Consider the following 15,469-nt stretch of genomic DNA (forward strand, 5'->3'; position numbering starts at 1 on the left):
GACGGGGCCTTAGACAAGTCCGATCCTCCCAGCTCAAGGGCACTTTTCTTATGTGAACGATCAGGCCGGCTCAAATTCGCCGTGAAAGCCGCAGGCTAGGCTCCACCTCATGGAACGCCCCGCAACCGATCTTGGTGCGGGGCGTTCGTGCCATTAACGTGCGAGCATGGCCAAGGTGATGTGCCGGTGCCAGGCCGTCCAGCCGCGCACCTGGTAGTGGTCCAGCCCGACCTGGCCTTGGCGGCTTGGAATGACTCCTCGACCGCCCATCTGAGACCGGCGATCTTGACCAGGGTCATCAACGACTTAAGGGGGCGCGTAGCAGCGGTAGAACGCCGGCTCACCGGTGGTCAGGTTGCGTCGGATCAGCAGCCACCGACAGCCGTCCGTCGTCTTGTCGTCGATGCGTGCCCAGGCCCAGGCGTACCAGCGCGGGCCCTTGGCGCCCTGCCCGGCGCGGTAGCGGTGCCAGCGCCGATCGGCCACCCGCGCGGCGACCTCGGCCGCGCTGACCATATGGCTAATACGCGACCTCGGGTCGAAAGTCCAGCTCAACCCCCCGATCCCCAACATGTCGATCACGAAAGAGGGATCTCGGACTAGCGCGGGCCGTCAGTACCAGGACATCGTCATACCCGCGTCCGCGCGAACGGCCGCGCTGTACGTCTCCTTGAGGTCGGCGAAGTACAGCGTGAAGTACTCCTCGTCGTCGCCGTTGACGTTCTCGGTCGCCCGTAGGCCCGTCATAAACTGCTCGACAGTGACGGGCGAAAGGCGCTCCCAGAAGGCTCTGACCTGTTCGGGGGCGAGTCGGCCCACGAATCCTTCCTCCGACTCCTCGGCGTCGACGCCGTCCGGACCCCCCACCCCGTGAACGATCTCGTCGCCGTCGAGCCCCAATGCCTCCAGCCCCACGCGAAGGTAGTACGCACTATTGTCGAGGTCGTAGCTACCAAGCTTCTTTCCATCCCTGACGACGTCGATGTAGATGCAGACCCCCACGGTTGCCTCCCTCGTATACCGTGACTTGGTCTTCGGCGACGAGCACATATGTGCGTAGATCTTACGATCACCAGTTCGAGGCTCTTCACCTGCGCTGCCTCCCCATCCCAGCCCATCCTCGGCTGGAGGTTCCTCACCGTACTTTTCGTGCGCTACGGCATGCACCAGGGTTTCGCGGCTGCCCGCTTTGGAACCGAGGCGTTCGAGCAGCTGAGCTTCGAGTTCGGCGATGCGTCGGTCGGCGAACCGGGCGTTGGAGCGGGCGGCTTGAAGCCGTTCGTTCAGGGTCCGGGTTTCGTCGGTGAGGCGGCGGACCTACTGCTTGAGAGTGGTGTTCTCCGCGAGGAGCCGGCCGTGGGCGTCATCGGGAAGGTCGGTCTCGTAATCGCGCAGGCGGGCCAGGAGCTGACCTATCTGGCGGCGTTGGGTGACGATCTCGACGTGAGCGGCCTCGATGCCGTCCTCGGCGTTCAGGGCTCTGTCTTTCCAGGCGGCCTCGACCTGCTCGGAGACGCAGGTGGAGGCACGATCGGCGTGCCATTAAGGCGGTCAACAGGGGTCAGTCACGGTCGCTGGCGAGTTGCCTGTCGCCCAGGTCGAGGCAGTTGCCCTCGTAGATCAGACCGTTTTGCAAGCAGGAAGTCAGGAGTTCGAATCTCCTAGGCTCCACCAGCAAAAACAACCCGCCACAGATCATGTGACGGGGTGTTCGTGCCATTAGCTCGCGGGGACCAGCGCGCCCGCGCTGCCATCGTCATCTCCCCTCTTGCGCTTCTTCTCCGCCTTCTTCCGCTCGGCCTTCGCCCGCGCACTGAGCGCATCGGCGATCCTCTGGTCCGCGTCTCGGGTGGCGTGCTGGTAGATCAGCGCCGCACGGTCGCTGTCGTGCCCCATCCGTGCTTTGAGATCAGCGAGGCATGCCCCCGATTGCGCAGCCAGCGTGTTCCCCGTGTGCCGGAGATCATGAGAGTGCAAGCCCAGGAGACCCATCTCCTTAAACGCGTCCGCCCATCGGGCCTCACGCCGGAAGTTGCCACCCCGCAGGAACGCGCCCCGCTTGCCGAGGAACCCGAAATTGTCTTCTGCCTCGTCGACGAACAATGCGAAGTGCTCGACCAGCGAGGGGACGATGACTGAGGGGATGCTGATGGTCCGCCGGCCAGCCTGATCTTCCCGTCGCCATCGCCCCCAGGGCGAGCCCGAGCAGACCAGGGGGCAGGGGCGAAGGTCGTTCTTCCAGCGGGGAGCTCCACCTCCACCCCTGCCCTCTGGCCCGCTCCCCTGACGGGTGGGACAACGGCGATGGGAAGATCAGGGAAAGGGCCGGATGATAGGTATGCCTGTACCGGACTTCCTCGGTTTCCTTGTAGATGGCGTGAGGTCCAACGGGGGCCGAGCGAGGACGAAACACGTTATAGCGGCCAGAATCCAGAGGGCGCCAAGGCCGATGCCCATCCATCCACTAATAATCAAGGACTCATAGGACGCATCAGCGTGCGGTGTGCTTCCGAAATACTGGTTCTCTCGCATCAGCGTCCAGAGTTCGCTAGATCTGGCCCTCTCTCTGGCATCCTGTGCGTATCGTTCGAGAAGGATGCTTGGAACGAGAACCAGGCAGCCGATCCACATCAGAACGAATCGCGCACGCCTTACGGTCACTTGCCGCCTCCCTGCTTCAAGGTGGAATGAGAGTAGTTGAGCGCCCGAAACGACCACAATGAGGGCCTACGGCGTGCCCGTCGCGTGCCTGATCGGACGGGAAACCAGAGGGAACAGCGGGGAGTCACGGGGACACGATCAGTCCCCTGAGCAGTTTCTACGCAGATCACTCAAGATCGTCGTAGCCATTTGCAAGCAGGAAGTCAGGAGTTCGAATCTCTTAGGCTTCACGGGAGGTCAAAGGCCACTGTAGCCTTTTCAATCTTCTACAATTGCAGAGTACAGCTACGGCTCCGCTTTCCGCCGAAGTCTGATCTAGCCGATGAGGGCCTCGGTGATCTGACGGGTGGTCTGCGCGGCGACCCTCGGGTTGACGGCGGCATAGGTGGTGTAGGCGTTCAGACCGGTGGCAAGGGCCCAGCCGCGACCCCGGGTCCAGGTGGCGTCGTCTACATCGAGCGCGGCGCGGAAGGCCGCACGGCTGTCGGCCGACATCAGCGTGTAGGCGATGATCAGATCACAGGCCGGATCGCCGATGCCGAGCCCGCCGAAGTCGATGACCGCGCTTAGACGGCCGCCGACGGTCAGCAGGTTGCCGGTGTGGAAGTCGCCGTGGAACCAGACCGGAGGGCGATCCCATCCGGGGGCGCTCAGGGCCGCGTTCCACAGTTCGGTCATGGCGGTAGTGTCGAACACGCCGTCGGCCTTGGCGATGGCGGCCCGCGTCGCGCGATCCCGGCCCGCCAACGGCTGGTCAGCGAGGTCCCCGCGGGCCTCCATGGCCTGAACGTCCTCGGACCTGAACTGCTGCAGGGCGACCAGGAACTCCGCCAGTTGGACGGCGGCCGCGGACGAGTCGGCGAGCGCCTCGACGGTCGCCACCTCGCCCTCCAGCCAGCGGGACACCGCCCACCGCCACGGATAGCCGAAGTCGGGCTCACCCACTCCCACCGGTACCGGGATGGCCAGGGGCAGTCGCGGGGCGAGCCGGGGCAGCCACTCAAGTTCCTTCTCGGCCTGTCCGATGGCGCCGTCGTGGCGGGGCAGCCGGACGGACAGTTGCTCGCCCAGCCGGTAGATCACATGGTCCGAGCCGGCCGGATCGAGCAGCTCCAGAGGCAACGCGGCCCACTGTGGGAACTGCGTATCGACCAGCCTCCTGACCAGTGAGGCATTGATCGTGGGGCGGGTGTCCGCGGTTCTCACGGTTGCCAAGAGCACCTCCTGCGATCGGCCCGCTCCGTGCGGCGGGGGCTGGACTATCACAGTGCACTGTGGCTTGCCTGTCGACCGGATTTCCCCCGGCCGGACTGGCTGGCCACAAAGGCCACTTTCCATGGAACACCTCGCAGCTTGACATCCAAGCTCCAGGGATGTCTGACCCGATCATCAAATGAAGCGAAGCTCTCATGAGACAGAGGGCCATGATGGATCGGGCTACGGCAGCTGATCTGATCATGGCATCGCAACGGGTTGTCCTCATTGAGGAACATAAGCAGCGGTAGCGTCATCGTAAGTCTTGCCCCCGAGGCCAACGTTCGCGAGCGCCAACCGCGCATACTCGGCCGTCTGCAGAAGGGACCGGGACCATGGCGACTGGAAGCACACGACCCGATGCCCCGCCCTCAGCCGTGCAGCATTCGCCGCCTCACGCTCTGGTGAGGTAGCACAGCAACCAACCAGTCCACAATCATGTGTACGTGGCGATGCTCCGGTTACTGGCGATCGGCCTTCTCAGCGGTGTCGTAGCGGTGCCGTTCTGGTCCGTGCCACGTGGCGACGGTTTCGAGCACGCGCGGTTCGCCGTACTCACGGCCCTGGGCATGGGCCAATTCCTGACGGTTCCCGTCGGGTTGGCGGTCGGGTTCGTGCTGGCCGCCATGGGCTCGTGGACGCGTCCTCCTAGCCATGTCCTGGGTGCGATCACGACCGCGTTCGGAGCGATCGTCGCCACCCAGGCCTGGCCCACGATGAGCTGGATCGACGGACGACCGTCCGGAGTCGGCGATCCAGACGGCGAGTCCGTCATAGCGTTTCTGGCCTTCGCTTCTGGTGTGGTCACAATCCTCGTCGGCCTCTCCATCGTCTTGACTCGATGGTCTGGCTACGAACCGCAAGCCACCACAGGGCGTCAACGGGGTCCACGTAGATACGGCAGGAAGAGACGTCGGCGTCTGCTCCACGCGGAAGGCCATACCCCATGATCGAGGGAATGGCCTCGTTGGCCTTCGCCGGTGCTGGACGCTGCTACGACTCCAACTGATCACCGAGCTTCTTGAGCGCTCGGCGCGTCTCTGCGGACGAGACCTCGCTATATAACCGCTGTGACGTCGTCATACACCTTGCCTCGCGGTCAGCGCTTGCCTTCGGGGTCGGGGTGTTCGGCTTGGCGGACCTGCGTGATCAGGGCTTGAGGGCCATGCTCGGCGAGGAGGTTGAGGGCCTGGCGCAGGGGGTCCTGTCGAACCATGCCACGGTCAGCTCGATCGGGTTGCGGTGAGTACGGCGATGTCACGGTCGAAGCAGACGATGATGTGGCCTTGTGGGGTGGCAGCGACGGCGTTGACCGGGTCGAGGAACTCGATGTCGGGGCTGATCCTGTCAAAGGTGGTGAGGCTCCATGCCGCTACCGTTCTGTGGCTGGCGGCGACTGCGATGGGGTGGCCGTCGATCGTGGTGGCGGCGAGTGCGACCACGGTTCCCATGGAAAGCCGGCCGATCTGCTGAGCGGTGGCGACGTCCCATACCTTCATCGGTGGGTCGCGCCAGTCGTCGTTCGTGGTGATGGCGATGGGTCGTCCGTCCACGACGGTGGCGGCCACGAGGCGTACCGGTTTGCCGTTGCTACCGGTGGTCTGGAGTCCGGTGTCGCGCTTTACGGTGAGGTCACGGACCCGGAAGCCGCCGCCCCACCGTCCGAGGACGGCGACGGGCTGGTCGTCGAGCGTGGTGGTGGTGAGGCCTTGTACCCATCGATGGTCGCTCTTGCGGGGGTTTCCGGTCTCTTCGCCGGTGCGGAGATCCCATACCCGGATGGTCTTGTCGTCGCTGGCGGTGATGGCCCGGGGTGGGTCGTCCGTGTTGTCGGCCGCGACCGCGGTTATCGGGCCGCGGTGGGCGGTCAACGGTGCTCCGGCCGCTTTCCCCAGTGCGAGGTCCCAGAGGTGGACTTTGCTGTCCTTGCCTCCGGTGATCGCCACCGCGCGACCGTCCACTTGGGTCGCGGCCACGGCAGTGACGGCGCCGGTGTGGTCCGTGAGTGGCTGGCACACCTGATCGCCGGTGTCCAGATCCCATACTCGTACGGTTTCGTCATCGCTACCGGTGACCGCCACCGGTCGGCCGGCCACTGACGTGGTGGCCACCGCCGTGATCGCGGCGTCGTGGCGAACTGGCTTGTCGGCCGGTTGACCGACGACCAGATCGGACACCCGGACCGACCCACCGTCGCAACTCGACACCACCACCTGCCGGCCGTTCACCACTGCCGTCGCCACCGCATGCACCGTGCGGCGATGCTGAGGGAACAGCTCCCCGACCAACTCGGCCGTTTTCAGGTCCCACACCTGGATGGTCGGCTCATTGGAGTTGCAGGTGATCGCCACCAGCCGGCCGTGGACGACCGTGGTCGTCACGGCCTCCAAGTCCTCAGATCGGGGGAGGTCACCGACCGGCAGTCCGGTGGCCAGGTCCGACACGCGTGTGATCGTCTGGTAGCCACCGGAGACGACCACCAGATGGCCGGCAGTCAGCTCCGCGACCGCAACCGCGCTCACGTATCCACTGTGGCCGGTGAACGGGCTGCCCACCGGATCACCGATATCCAGGTCCCATACCCGGACCGTTCGGTCGCCGCCCGTGACAGCCACCCAGCGGCCGTCCAGCACCGCCGTCGCCACGGCGTACACCGGGCCGGTGTGGCCGCGGATCGGTGCCATCACCTCCTGCCGCGTTTCCAGGTCCCACACCCGTACCGTCGTGTCGTAGCAACCGGTGACCACCACCCTGCGGCCATGGCGTTCCGCGATCGCGAGGGCCTCCACGCTGTCAGCCTGAAGGTGGAACGGCTCGCCCACCGGCCTACCGGACGCGAGTTCCCACACCCGTACGGTGCCGTCGTCACCACCGCTGACCACAACGGGGCGACCGTCCAGAACGGACATCGCCAGCGCCCGCACCGCGTTCGTGTGACCAGTCCACGGGGCGCCGACCCGCTCGCCGGTTGACAGATCCCAACCCCGTACTGTGTCGTCGCCGCCCCCGGTGACCGCTACGGCACGGCCGTCGAAGACCGCGGTCGTCACCGCCGCCACCCAATTGGTGTGGCCGTCGGTGGTGCCCAGCGGCGGGCATGACTTCACGCCCGTCGGCAGCAGACTGGTCCAAGTTGGCTGCACACGCCAGGCAGCAGGACGAATAGCCGGTACCTCATGGCGGGACGGAGACGACATGCCGCGCATATTAGTTGCCGGCACCGGGACGCGTCTCCAAGAAACCTGGGGCGGCCGTCTTAACCGGGTGGCGGCGCGTGGCCACAACTGGCGGGGCCCACATGGACAACGTGGGACGGCCCTTCCTGAGCTGCTTGTACGGTTTGGTGAGTGGTATGCACCGCATTGATACGCCCCTCACGGTCGCCTGTACGTGGCCTGAGGCGATCGCCGGTCCAGGGGCTTACTCCTCAGCCTCCGCCCGCTGGGCGGTGTCGGGCCCAGAGCCGTTGGAGGAGGCGTATTTTTGGCGTGATCGCCGTGCCATTAACGTGCTATTAGAGGCGGTCAATCACGGTCACTTGCGGGCGCCCGTTCAAGTGATCGAGAAGTAGCATTTTCGATCTTGTACTGCGGCCCGGGAGCGGGAGTTGACGAACGTCTCAGAGCCTGCTGACAAAGGATTTGGTCGCTGAGGCCGGGGCAGAGATGCCTTGGTCGAGCCTCATCTTCGAGCGATAGGCCCGGCGGGCAAGATACGTACCCGCAAAATCGGTTGCGCAGGTCGTCAAGATGGTGACATGACGTGGACAGCACCCGACGTAGAGCGGGGACCTCGGACGGACATGGCCTGTGGCGAACGCGAGATGCTGGATAACTGGTTGAAGCTCCGCCGGATGTTCCTGCTGCGCAAATGCGCCGGCCTCACCTCCGAGCAACTGAAGACCGCCTCCGTGGAACCGTCCAACCTGACGCTGCTCGGCCTCCTGCGACACATGACGGAAGTCGAGCGCTGGTGGTTCCGGGAGAAGTTCCTGCACGAAAAATTGCCCGAGCTGCACATCACGGAGGAGTACGAAGACGGCGACTTCGACCTGGTGGCCGACGCCGACGCCGAGGCGGACTACGCCGCCTTCCTCGCGGAGACGGCTGCCTGCGACGCCGCGGTTGCGGACATCGACCTCGATGAGCTGGCCGACGACCCCCGGGCGCCGACCGGCAAGGTCAGCCTCCGCTGGATCTACATCCACCTCCTGGAGGAGTACGCGCAGCACACCGGGCACGCCGACCTGATCCGGGAGCGCATCGATGGGGCCACGGGAGCGTAGCGGCTCTCCCGGCGTCACCCACTGGGGATGGCGGCCAGCTCGGTCCCTCTCCAGGCACGCCTGGGCGGGCGGCCAGGAGTTCCAGAACCTTGCCGCGCCGGTCGGGACTGGACAAGACCGGCAGCGGGCTCCTGGTTGCCGAGTTGCGTAGCCAACACCTCAGCTATCAGGAGCCCGCTCCTGTCCGCAGGCGTATCGCTCGAAGAGGGGCTCGACCAGGGCATCCCTGTCCCAGCCTCAGCGACCAAATCCTTTGTCAGCAGGCTCTCAGCTTTGTCCGGACTCATGTCCTCGGTGCTTCGCTCCGGCAATGGCCTTCTATAGCTCCAGAACCCGAGGGCGGGCTTCAGCACGACCGTAGGCAAGGATGTGGCGCAGTCCTTGCCGAAATCGTTCGAGGGACTGCTCGTCTGCATCGAGAACCGCCTCAATCTCGGGCTCGGCAAGACCAAGCGCCTCCAAAGCGTCGAGGTCAAGGACAACACGCAGCACGTTGTCTCGCAGAGTGAGCTCCTGGACGGCTCCATAGGCGGTGCCCTGGTTGGCGGTAACAACACAGTGGGTGTCGAAGCCCAGGGCAATGTCCTGATCGTCAGGCTCATAGGTACAGCACTGGAAGGTAAGCACCATGCCATCGCCGTGCTCGGTTTCGCTCATACCGGCGGACATGCATTCGTCCTCGGGGTGTTCGTAAGCTCCGGCGACCTGAGCGGTGAATCTGATCGTCATGGTGGGAGGGTAATCGCACGACAGGGCAAAGCCCGGCCCAAGATCACCGCGCCGCCGGGCATGCAGCCTGGAGGCGGTCCCGGCCGCCAGCAGCTCGGTGCGCTGTCATATCGCCGCCCCATCTTGCCGACGAGACGCCCGACTACAGCTCATCAGGCGCTTCCGTATTCCGCCGAGCCTCGCGCTCCGCCCATTCACGACGCTGAGCCTCGCGTTCCGCCGTCACACGCTCGTGCAGGCTCGGCACCCGTCGCCCTTCATGCCTGATCGCCAGCCGGACCGCCCAGTAAATGAGGAAGAAGAGCACCACTGCGGGAACGACCCAGATCACCAAAAGAATCAGGGCCTCAGCTGATCCAACCGCCGACATCTGATCCTCCAATAGGGGGACGACAAGTGTGCCCGAACTGTCATTCAACGTCTACCAACCGCTCTGGACCGTATGTCTGCTGAGCTGGGCACTTCGATGCCTCCGGCGGAGGCTCGGCTCCGGGCGGTGCCGTTCTGGTCGCTGCCACGTGGCGGCGGTTTCGAGCACGCGGTTCGCCGTACTCACGGCCCTGGGCATCGGCCGATTCCTGGCGGTTCCCGTCGGGTTGGCGGTCGGCTTCGTGCTGGCCAGTGAACCAGAACCCAGTAGGGCGCTCCACCGTGGCCCCGGCCTTTGGCCTGCTCGCCCACGGGTGGACGAGGCAGACGGGAAAAGTGGGATACAGAGGGGATTATGGCCGCAGTACCTTCACCTCATGACCTCTGTCGAGATCTCGATGACCCTTGCTCTTGTAGCCGTGGCCATCACGCTGATCGCAAGAGTACGGCGGCCAGGTCGGAATGATCAGGAGCGCAAGCAGGCTCGCTCGATAGTGGCCATGATGTTTACCTTCTGGTTCGGCGCGATCCTTGTGGGAAAGATCGTTCTCTGGACAAGCTGATACGAAGCCGTGCCATTAAGGGCAGTCAATCAGGACCGGTTCTTTGCCCAGCTCAGCACCCAGCGGGCCGTGATGGCTGCAATTCCCAGGCTGACAGTCTTCAATACGGCGGGCGTTGCAGCCTGGGATAGTACAGCACTTCTACGAACACGATTCGCTCCTCGACAACATCAAGGATGAGATCACCTTCTGCCGGAGTCAGCAGCACATTCCTGTGCCCAGGACCATATGCCCCGGGTGGACGTTCAGCCGTATAGAAGCTCTGGCAGAAGTCGTCACCGCATCCGCAATCCTCGTACAACCGGATGTCCCAGGCAGAGATGGCGAGGTATTCCTCCCCCTCTTCTCTCAGGCACGCGATCAGCTCCGTCACGAGGCCGGGAAACAACTCTCGTACGAGCGGCTGCTCCTTCTTGCTCACACCGTCGAGTCTCCCAGCCTGATTACTGGGCCGCCATCAAGATACGGATTATGCACGGATCATCCTCGCCCAGCCAGGAGGACAAGACGCCTCGGGAGAGTCCAAGTGAATCCGACCTCAAGCTCTGTGAGACGGTCCGGGCAGGGAACCACTGCGAACGCTCGTGGAAGCCGAGGAGTCCAGCGTGTTGCTCGCCATGATCCTTGTGTACGCAATACCGGTCGTTATCGTGGCGGCATCGCTCTTTGTGATGTCCCGTAGCCCGCGCCGCAAGATCCTCAATTTGGTCTTCACTCTCGCTGCCATGATTCTGGTGCTCGTGATCGCCTGGACATCGGGGCGGGATGCATGGGGGTTCTGGCTCTTCTTCGTTCTTCCAGCCGCGCTCGTCACCGCGATACGGCTGATCGTCGCCATCGTCCTGGCTTCCTCGGACGCCGCAGACGACTTGCCTCAGAGTTGCAATTCGGGTTGCAATACAGAGCCGTCCGAGGGTGTTCAGGACGGATCGCGCACACCCTCTCACCTACGTTGACCGCAGGTTCCTGCGTCAACTCGCTCCCCGGCGTGCAGGGTGACGGCCTCCGGTGCTGTCCAGCGTCCCCGGCGCCGTGCCCGATCGCCTACTGGTTGGCTTGCCAAGCTGTACCCATGCGGAGAGGCGCGGTGCAATGCCGAAGACCGTCCCAGCGAGGATGCCGCCGTGCCCGTCGCGTACCCGGACCGGGCAGGAAGCGACGGGGACGGCGGGGAGTCACAGTGAAGGCGATCAGCACGCTGAACCTTGACGATCTTCTGCTGTGCCACCTCAACGCGAGCGCTCAGGGCGTCGGCGATTCGCTGGCGCGTGGCGTGCTGGTAGATCAGTGCTGGTAGATCAGTGCTGCTCGAACGCTGTCATGGCCTTGAGGTCCGCCGGGCTGGGCCGCGAGCGTGTCCCCAATGTGCCGGTAATCATGGAGATGCGGGCGCTGAAGCCAGGTAGTCCGCCATCAGCCGTACGACCTCCTCGGGACAATCGGTCGTCAGCGCGTGGCCGCAGCCGTCGAGTTCGCGCACCTGCACGGCGGGCATTCGGCGAGCGTACTCCTGAGCCTGCCACACCGGGTTGACGGTGTCCTGGCGGCCCCAGATCACCAAGGTGGGAGTGGTGGTGGACGGCATGGCGGCCAGGGTTTCACGCCAGTCCAGGCCGCGTTCGAGCAGGACCTGGCTCTCCAGGTTGTCGGGGAAGGTGCCGGGTGCCCAGAACGCGTCGACGTCCTGCTCGAGGATCCTGCTTCGGTTGACGTGGATGCGGTCGAGCGCGGCGCGGGAGCTGGACCTGTCGGCGTAGTACCAGTTGTTCCACAGTTCCCCGATGACCGGGTACTTCATGAGTTCATACACCCAGGTATCGCGGGTGGCGGCGCCGGAGGGGGACAGCAGGAGCAGGCGGCTGACGCGTTCGGGGTGGCGCTGGGCGTAGGCCAGCGCCCAGCCTCCGCTCCACGAGAGCCCTCCGAGCGCGGGACGCTCGATGCCCGCCGCGTTCAGGAACACGCCGATCGCCGTGGTCATCCCCCTCAGGTCCCAGGTGAAGTCGCGGTCCTTAAGCCGGGTGAATCCCTGGCCGGGGAGGTCCACGACGTAGACCGTGTGGTCGCGGGCGAGCTCCGGCACCTGACGGCGCCAGCCGTACGTCCATGAAGCCCCGGGCGACAGCAGCACGACGGGGGTGCCGGAGCCCTCCTTGACGTAGTGGAAGCGAGCGAGTGGGGTGTCGAGGAACCGCGCGTTCGCCGGCGGCCGGTAGGCGGCCACCGCTGGGCGGTAGCCGTACGCGCCATAAAGAACGGCGCCGACGGCCAGGGTGAGGATCAGGCTCAGGACCGCGAGCGTGCGAGGTCTCATGGATGCTCTCCGATCTGTGGGATTCCACCAGAAGGAGGCGTCCGAGCCTCACGAGGTTCCTCACGACCTCAGGACTGCCATGCTTTGCGGAAGCTCCGGCGGGCGCGGTGCAGGCGCGATTTGACCGTCCCCTCCGGTACGTGCAGGAGCCGTGCGGCCTCATCCTCCGGCAACCCCTCCAGGTCACGCAGGACCAGCACCGCCCGGTGTTCGGGTGACAGGCGCTCGAGCACGTCGCGGATGTCCACCGCGCTCTCGACGTCCTGCCTCGACGGGAGTTCGGCGAGCTCCACCGCGTGGTGCCGCCGTTTCGCGATCCTGACTGCTTCCCGTACGGCTATCGCCCGAGCCCAGCCGTGGAGCGCCTGCGGATCGCGCAGGCTCCCCAGGTTCCGGAAGATCGCGATCAGCGACTCCTGGACGGCGTCGGGCCCGTTGTCGAGCGCGATGGGCCCGCAGATCCGGCCGAGGTAGGGCGTCAGCTCGCTCAGCAGGTCGTTCATGGCCATCGTGTCGCCGCCCTGCGCGGCGCGCACCAGGTCGGCGCTCATCGACGCACGACCCTCGCCTCGAGCCTGGCCAGCGCCTTCTCTCCCGCGACCCGCACGCCCAGGGGCACCAGCGCCGCCCGGCCGGGGACGCGGATTCCTCCCGTCTGGGCGACCAGGGTTCCTCCCGGTACGGTTGCCGCCGCGACGCCGATGATCAGGAACCTGCTCTGCATCCAGCACCAGCCGGGCCGCAGCTCGACGTCGAACCTCGCACGCATGCCGTACCTGCTTCGCGCCTTGGCCACCAGGCGCTCGCTCCCGTGCCCGGACACGATGGTCAAGCGGCGCATGTCCGGCTCGAAGGTGCCGAACTCCTCTTCCAGGGCGCTCACCACGGACCAGACGTCCTCGAACGGGGCGGGGATGACGCGTTCCGCCATGTACGCCCCGGGGATGGCGGAGGCGAGCACCCGCAGCCTCCGTACCGGGTCCAGATCAGCAACAGGCCAAGTCATATCCATCCAGAGGCGTCGACCGTGGAGAAGGTTCCATGGAACCACCGGCGATTTCCGCTCCTCCTGCCGGGCATGAGAATCTCACTCCCAGCGGCCTTCGTCGCCGCCGTCCTGCTGCTCGACGCGTTCCTTCACCTTTCCTGGCTGGTACGGCCGGCGGCGGACCCGCGAGCGCTCTCCCTGGCGTTGCTCAACTTCGACACGCCCTTCAAGGCGCGCGTCCTCGTTCCCCTGATCGTCGTGCTCACCGTCGCCGCCCTCTCCGTGGTCGCCGTCTCCCGCGGGCGGGGCGGTCGGCTCGCCAAGGCGGTCGCTCTCGCTCTGGGCGGCGGGCTGCTCGCGCGTGCGGAGCTCGGCCTCGCCTGGGCCTTCGGGCTGGGCACGGACACCGGCACCCCGTTCTACTGGCTCAACCTGCTGCTCTACACCCCGTTGTGCGTGGCGCTGGCGTTCGCGACCGGTGCCGTGCTGATGCGGGCCTTCTCCCCGGTGGTTTGAGCCGCGACAGTGTTGCCGGTATGCCGGAGATCGTTGGCCGGCGTGATGGACCGTGAAGAGGAATGGGGGGTTCGCCGAACTAGGGGTGTTCCGAGGTAATCGCCTGAAAGGCCGGCATGCATGACAGCTCCCCCTCAAGATTCGGCGCCTCCCAGCGAGGGCACCGACGCGCAGGTGATAGAGGCGTCGTGGCGTCACCCTGATCGCTTCGGCGCCGTCTTCGATCGCTATTTCGCCTCCATCCACCGCTATGTTCACCTGCGCCTGGGTGAGGCGGCCGCGGATGACCTCGCGGCGGAAACCTTTCTGCGCGCCTTCCGTAGCCGGGACCGTTTTGACCTCACCTGCCCCAGCGCCCGGCCCTGGCTGTACGGCATCGCCTCCAACCTGGTCGCCGAGCACCGTCGCGGTGAGGCGCGCAGGTATCGGGCGCTGGCCAGGAGCGCCGATGCCACGGAGATCGCCAGCCACGACGAGCGCGTGGTGCAGCGGGTCTCCGCTGCGGTCATGCAACCGCGGCTGGCCGCCGGTCTCGCCCGGCTCTCGTCCGGGGACAGGGACGTCCTGCTGCTGGTCGCCTGCGCGCAACTCAGCTACGAGGAGGTGGCCGAGGCTCTCGGCATACCTCAGGGAACGGTGGGATCACGTCTCAACCGCGCCCGCAAGAAGCTCCGCAAGATCATCGGTCCCGCCGGGGAGGCACTGTGATGAACGAACTCGAAGCGATCAAGGCCCACCACGACAGCCTGCCCGGACCCGCGCCCGAGGTGACCGCGCGCGCATGGGTGCTGGTGGCCGAGGAGATCGAGGCCGAGCGGATCGGGAGGCGCCGACGTGGCCGGTTCCCGACCCGCTGGTGGGCGATGAGGGCCGGCGTGGCCGTGGGCCTCGCGACGGCGGTGACCGCGGGACTGGTCGTGGTGCGTGGCGGTCACGACTCCGCTCCGTTCGGGGCCCCTCCGGCCAGCGCCGCCGAGTTGCTCCGGCAGGCGGCCTCGGTCGCGGCGCGGGAGGACGTACGGCCCGGGCCGGGGCAGTTCGTCTACGTCGACCAGAAGAACGTCACGTTCGCCAGCGGTTCCGAGGGCGAGTACACCCAGGACGTGCGCCGAGAGGTATGGATGCCCGCCGGGGATCCCGGCAAGGCCCTGACGCGCTCGACGTACGGTCAGACACACGCCACCAGCGGGCGCCCTGAGCACGTGCAATCCCCCGGAACGGTGGAGTATCAGCGCGCGGGGCAGTGCCCCGAGCACTCCCTGAGCCTGCCGTTCCAGGCCGCCGATCTTCCCGCCGATCCTGATTGGGTTCTGGCGAAGATCCGCCAGGGCGCGGAGACGTTCGTCCGGTCGGACCAGCGCAGACGAGGAGAGACGGACCTCGGCCAGGACGAGATCGACATGCGGGTCGAAAAGGTCGTCGCGAGCTCGTTGCTCGGGCTGGCGCAGGACCCGCTCACCTCCTCCCGGACCAGGGCCACGGTCTTCGGCGCGCTGTCGAAGCTGCCGACCGTGACCATCGTCCCGGACCTCACCGACCCCGCCGGACGACACGGGGTGGGCGCCTCGCTCAAGCTTGAGAACCCCTACGGCTGGGAACGTGGGGAGCTCATCTTCGAGCCGGCCACCTACCGGTTCCTCGGCTACCGGAGCTGGATCGGGCGGCAGGAGGGCGGACAGGTCACGGAGACTCCGGGCGCCAGCACGGCGGTGATGACCGTGAAGGTCGTCGACTCCATGCCGGAGGTTCCGAAGGATGCCGGCAAGCCGATGTTCTGCTGACGGTGTTTT

The 15,469-nt window shown here is 65.9% G+C and carries 18 protein-coding genes and 1 pseudogene; 8 read left to right on the forward strand and 11 right to left on the reverse strand.

The window, feature by feature from the left end; all coding sequences use genetic code 11:
• Window positions 1-159: 159 nt before the first annotated feature.
• Both AB0J87_RS47815 and AB0J87_RS47820 read right to left on the reverse strand, forming a co-directional pair.
• A pseudogene (locus AB0J87_RS47815) lies at window positions 160-372 on the reverse strand (IS701 family transposase); the annotation flags it as partial.
• Between the two features lie 240 nt (window positions 373-612).
• Window positions 613-1,002 (reverse strand): DUF1877 family protein, encoded by a 390-nt coding sequence (locus AB0J87_RS47820; RefSeq protein WP_363978471.1) that lies wholly within the window; start codon window positions 1,000-1,002, stop codon window positions 613-615.
• 147 nt (window positions 1,003-1,149) lie between these two features.
• Here AB0J87_RS47820 and AB0J87_RS47825 point away from each other — a divergent pair, with 147 nt between their 5' ends.
• On the forward strand, window positions 1,150-1,665 hold the full coding sequence (locus AB0J87_RS47825; RefSeq protein ID WP_363978474.1) for a hypothetical protein: 516 nt from the start codon (window positions 1,150-1,152) through the stop codon (window positions 1,663-1,665).
• Between the two features lie 54 nt (window positions 1,666-1,719).
• Here AB0J87_RS47825 and AB0J87_RS47830 read toward each other — a convergent pair whose 3' ends face one another.
• Complete coding sequence (locus AB0J87_RS47830) at window positions 1,720-2,103, reverse strand: hypothetical protein (protein ID WP_363978477.1); 384 nt, start codon at window positions 2,101-2,103, stop codon at window positions 1,720-1,722.
• A gap of 873 nt (window positions 2,104-2,976) precedes the next feature.
• Window positions 2,977-3,867, reverse strand: coding sequence for an aminoglycoside phosphotransferase family protein (locus tag AB0J87_RS47835; RefSeq protein ID WP_363979273.1), 891 nt, complete (start codon window positions 3,865-3,867; stop codon window positions 2,977-2,979).
• A 494-nt stretch (window positions 3,868-4,361) separates the two neighbouring features.
• Here AB0J87_RS47835 and AB0J87_RS47840 point away from each other — a divergent pair, with 494 nt between their 5' ends.
• A complete protein-coding gene (locus tag AB0J87_RS47840; protein WP_363978480.1) occupies window positions 4,362-4,865 on the forward strand; it encodes a hypothetical protein in 504 nt (167 codons plus the stop codon).
• A gap of 273 nt (window positions 4,866-5,138) precedes the next feature.
• Here AB0J87_RS47840 and AB0J87_RS47845 read toward each other — a convergent pair whose 3' ends face one another.
• Window positions 5,139-7,112, reverse strand: a complete 1,974-nt coding sequence (locus AB0J87_RS47845; RefSeq protein ID WP_363978483.1) for a WD40 repeat domain-containing protein — start codon at window positions 7,110-7,112, stop codon at window positions 5,139-5,141.
• A 641-nt stretch (window positions 7,113-7,753) separates the two neighbouring features.
• On the opposite strand from AB0J87_RS47845, the gene AB0J87_RS47850 reads away from it, so the two are divergent.
• The gene (locus AB0J87_RS47850; RefSeq protein WP_363978485.1) at window positions 7,754-8,200 is read left to right on the forward strand and encodes a DinB family protein; all 447 of its coding nucleotides are present in this window, start codon (window positions 7,754-7,756) and stop codon (window positions 8,198-8,200) included.
• 318 nt (window positions 8,201-8,518) lie between these two features.
• Here AB0J87_RS47850 and AB0J87_RS47855 read toward each other — a convergent pair whose 3' ends face one another.
• Both AB0J87_RS47855 and AB0J87_RS47860 read right to left on the reverse strand, forming a co-directional pair.
• Entirely contained in the window at window positions 8,519-8,929 is a 411-nt protein-coding gene (locus AB0J87_RS47855; protein WP_363978488.1) for an Imm10 family immunity protein, read from the reverse strand.
• A gap of 142 nt (window positions 8,930-9,071) precedes the next feature.
• The gene (locus AB0J87_RS47860; protein ID WP_363978491.1) at window positions 9,072-9,299 is read right to left on the reverse strand and encodes a hypothetical protein; all 228 of its coding nucleotides are present in this window, start codon (window positions 9,297-9,299) and stop codon (window positions 9,072-9,074) included.
• 376 nt (window positions 9,300-9,675) lie between these two features.
• Between AB0J87_RS47860 and AB0J87_RS47865 the strand changes: the two genes are divergently transcribed.
• Window positions 9,676-9,861, forward strand: coding sequence for a hypothetical protein (locus tag AB0J87_RS47865; RefSeq protein WP_363978494.1), 186 nt, complete (start codon window positions 9,676-9,678; stop codon window positions 9,859-9,861).
• Between the two features lie 100 nt (window positions 9,862-9,961).
• Here the strand turns inward: AB0J87_RS47865 and AB0J87_RS47870 are convergent, their stop codons facing one another.
• On the reverse strand, window positions 9,962-10,282 hold the full coding sequence (locus AB0J87_RS47870) for a hypothetical protein (protein WP_363978497.1): 321 nt from the start codon (window positions 10,280-10,282) through the stop codon (window positions 9,962-9,964).
• 184 nt (window positions 10,283-10,466) lie between these two features.
• Here AB0J87_RS47870 and AB0J87_RS47875 point away from each other — a divergent pair, with 184 nt between their 5' ends.
• Window positions 10,467-10,817: a hypothetical protein gene (locus AB0J87_RS47875; protein ID WP_363978500.1), complete on the forward strand. Its 351-nt coding sequence runs from the start codon at window positions 10,467-10,469 to the stop codon at window positions 10,815-10,817.
• 419 nt (window positions 10,818-11,236) lie between these two features.
• Here AB0J87_RS47875 and AB0J87_RS47880 read toward each other — a convergent pair whose 3' ends face one another.
• From AB0J87_RS47880 to AB0J87_RS47890, 3 genes are all read right to left on the reverse strand, one after another.
• Window positions 11,237-12,175, reverse strand: a complete 939-nt coding sequence (locus AB0J87_RS47880; RefSeq protein ID WP_363978503.1) for an alpha/beta hydrolase — start codon at window positions 12,173-12,175, stop codon at window positions 11,237-11,239.
• Between the two features lie 68 nt (window positions 12,176-12,243).
• Entirely contained in the window at window positions 12,244-12,726 is a 483-nt protein-coding gene (locus AB0J87_RS47885; protein ID WP_355212262.1) for an RNA polymerase sigma factor, read from the reverse strand.
• Entirely contained in the window at window positions 12,723-13,181 is a 459-nt protein-coding gene (locus AB0J87_RS47890) for a hypothetical protein (protein WP_363978506.1), read from the reverse strand. Before AB0J87_RS47890 ends, AB0J87_RS47885 begins: the two co-directional genes overlap by 4 nt.
• A gap of 72 nt (window positions 13,182-13,253) precedes the next feature.
• Between AB0J87_RS47890 and AB0J87_RS47895 the strand changes: the two genes are divergently transcribed.
• The 3 genes from AB0J87_RS47895 (at window position 13,254) to AB0J87_RS47905 (ending at window position 15,460) form a co-directional block, all read left to right on the forward strand.
• Entirely contained in the window at window positions 13,254-13,679 is a 426-nt protein-coding gene (locus AB0J87_RS47895) for a hypothetical protein (protein WP_363978509.1), read from the forward strand.
• Between the two features lie 120 nt (window positions 13,680-13,799).
• Window positions 13,800-14,387: an RNA polymerase sigma factor gene (locus AB0J87_RS47900; protein ID WP_355212271.1), complete on the forward strand. Its 588-nt coding sequence runs from the start codon at window positions 13,800-13,802 to the stop codon at window positions 14,385-14,387.
• Window positions 14,387-15,460: a CU044_5270 family protein gene (locus tag AB0J87_RS47905; RefSeq protein ID WP_363978512.1), complete on the forward strand. Its 1,074-nt coding sequence runs from the start codon at window positions 14,387-14,389 to the stop codon at window positions 15,458-15,460. Before AB0J87_RS47900 ends, AB0J87_RS47905 begins: the two co-directional genes overlap by 1 nt.
• Window positions 15,461-15,469 lie beyond the last annotated feature (9 nt).

The sequence above is a fragment of the Nonomuraea sp. NPDC049625 genome, assembly GCF_040675285.1.
Taxonomy (GTDB): domain Bacteria; phylum Actinomycetota; class Actinomycetes; order Streptosporangiales; family Streptosporangiaceae; genus Nonomuraea; species Nonomuraea angiospora_A.

Coding starts and splice junctions, on each gene's coding strand:
- AB0J87_RS47880 (WP_363978503.1), bottom strand. CDS start 12,175: ATGAGACCTCGCACGCTCGCGGTCCTGAGCCTGATCCTCACCCTGGCC.
- AB0J87_RS47885 (WP_355212262.1), bottom strand. CDS start 12,726: ATGAGCGCCGACCTGGTGCGCGCCGCGCAGGGCGGCGACACGATGGCC.
- AB0J87_RS47905 (WP_363978512.1), top strand. CDS start 14,387: ATGAACGAACTCGAAGCGATCAAGGCCCACCACGACAGCCTGCCCGGA.
- AB0J87_RS47890 (WP_363978506.1), bottom strand. CDS start 13,181: ATGACTTGGCCTGTTGCTGATCTGGACCCGGTACGGAGGCTGCGGGTG.
- AB0J87_RS47855 (WP_363978488.1), bottom strand. CDS start 8,929: ATGACGATCAGATTCACCGCTCAGGTCGCCGGAGCTTACGAACACCCC.
- AB0J87_RS47895 (WP_363978509.1), top strand. CDS start 13,254: ATGAGAATCTCACTCCCAGCGGCCTTCGTCGCCGCCGTCCTGCTGCTC.
- AB0J87_RS47860 (WP_363978491.1), bottom strand. CDS start 9,299: ATGTCGGCGGTTGGATCAGCTGAGGCCCTGATTCTTTTGGTGATCTGG.
- AB0J87_RS47865 (WP_363978494.1), top strand. CDS start 9,676: ATGACCTCTGTCGAGATCTCGATGACCCTTGCTCTTGTAGCCGTGGCC.
- AB0J87_RS47845 (WP_363978483.1), bottom strand. CDS start 7,112: ATGTCGTCTCCGTCCCGCCATGAGGTACCGGCTATTCGTCCTGCTGCC.
- AB0J87_RS47900 (WP_355212271.1), top strand. CDS start 13,800: ATGACAGCTCCCCCTCAAGATTCGGCGCCTCCCAGCGAGGGCACCGAC.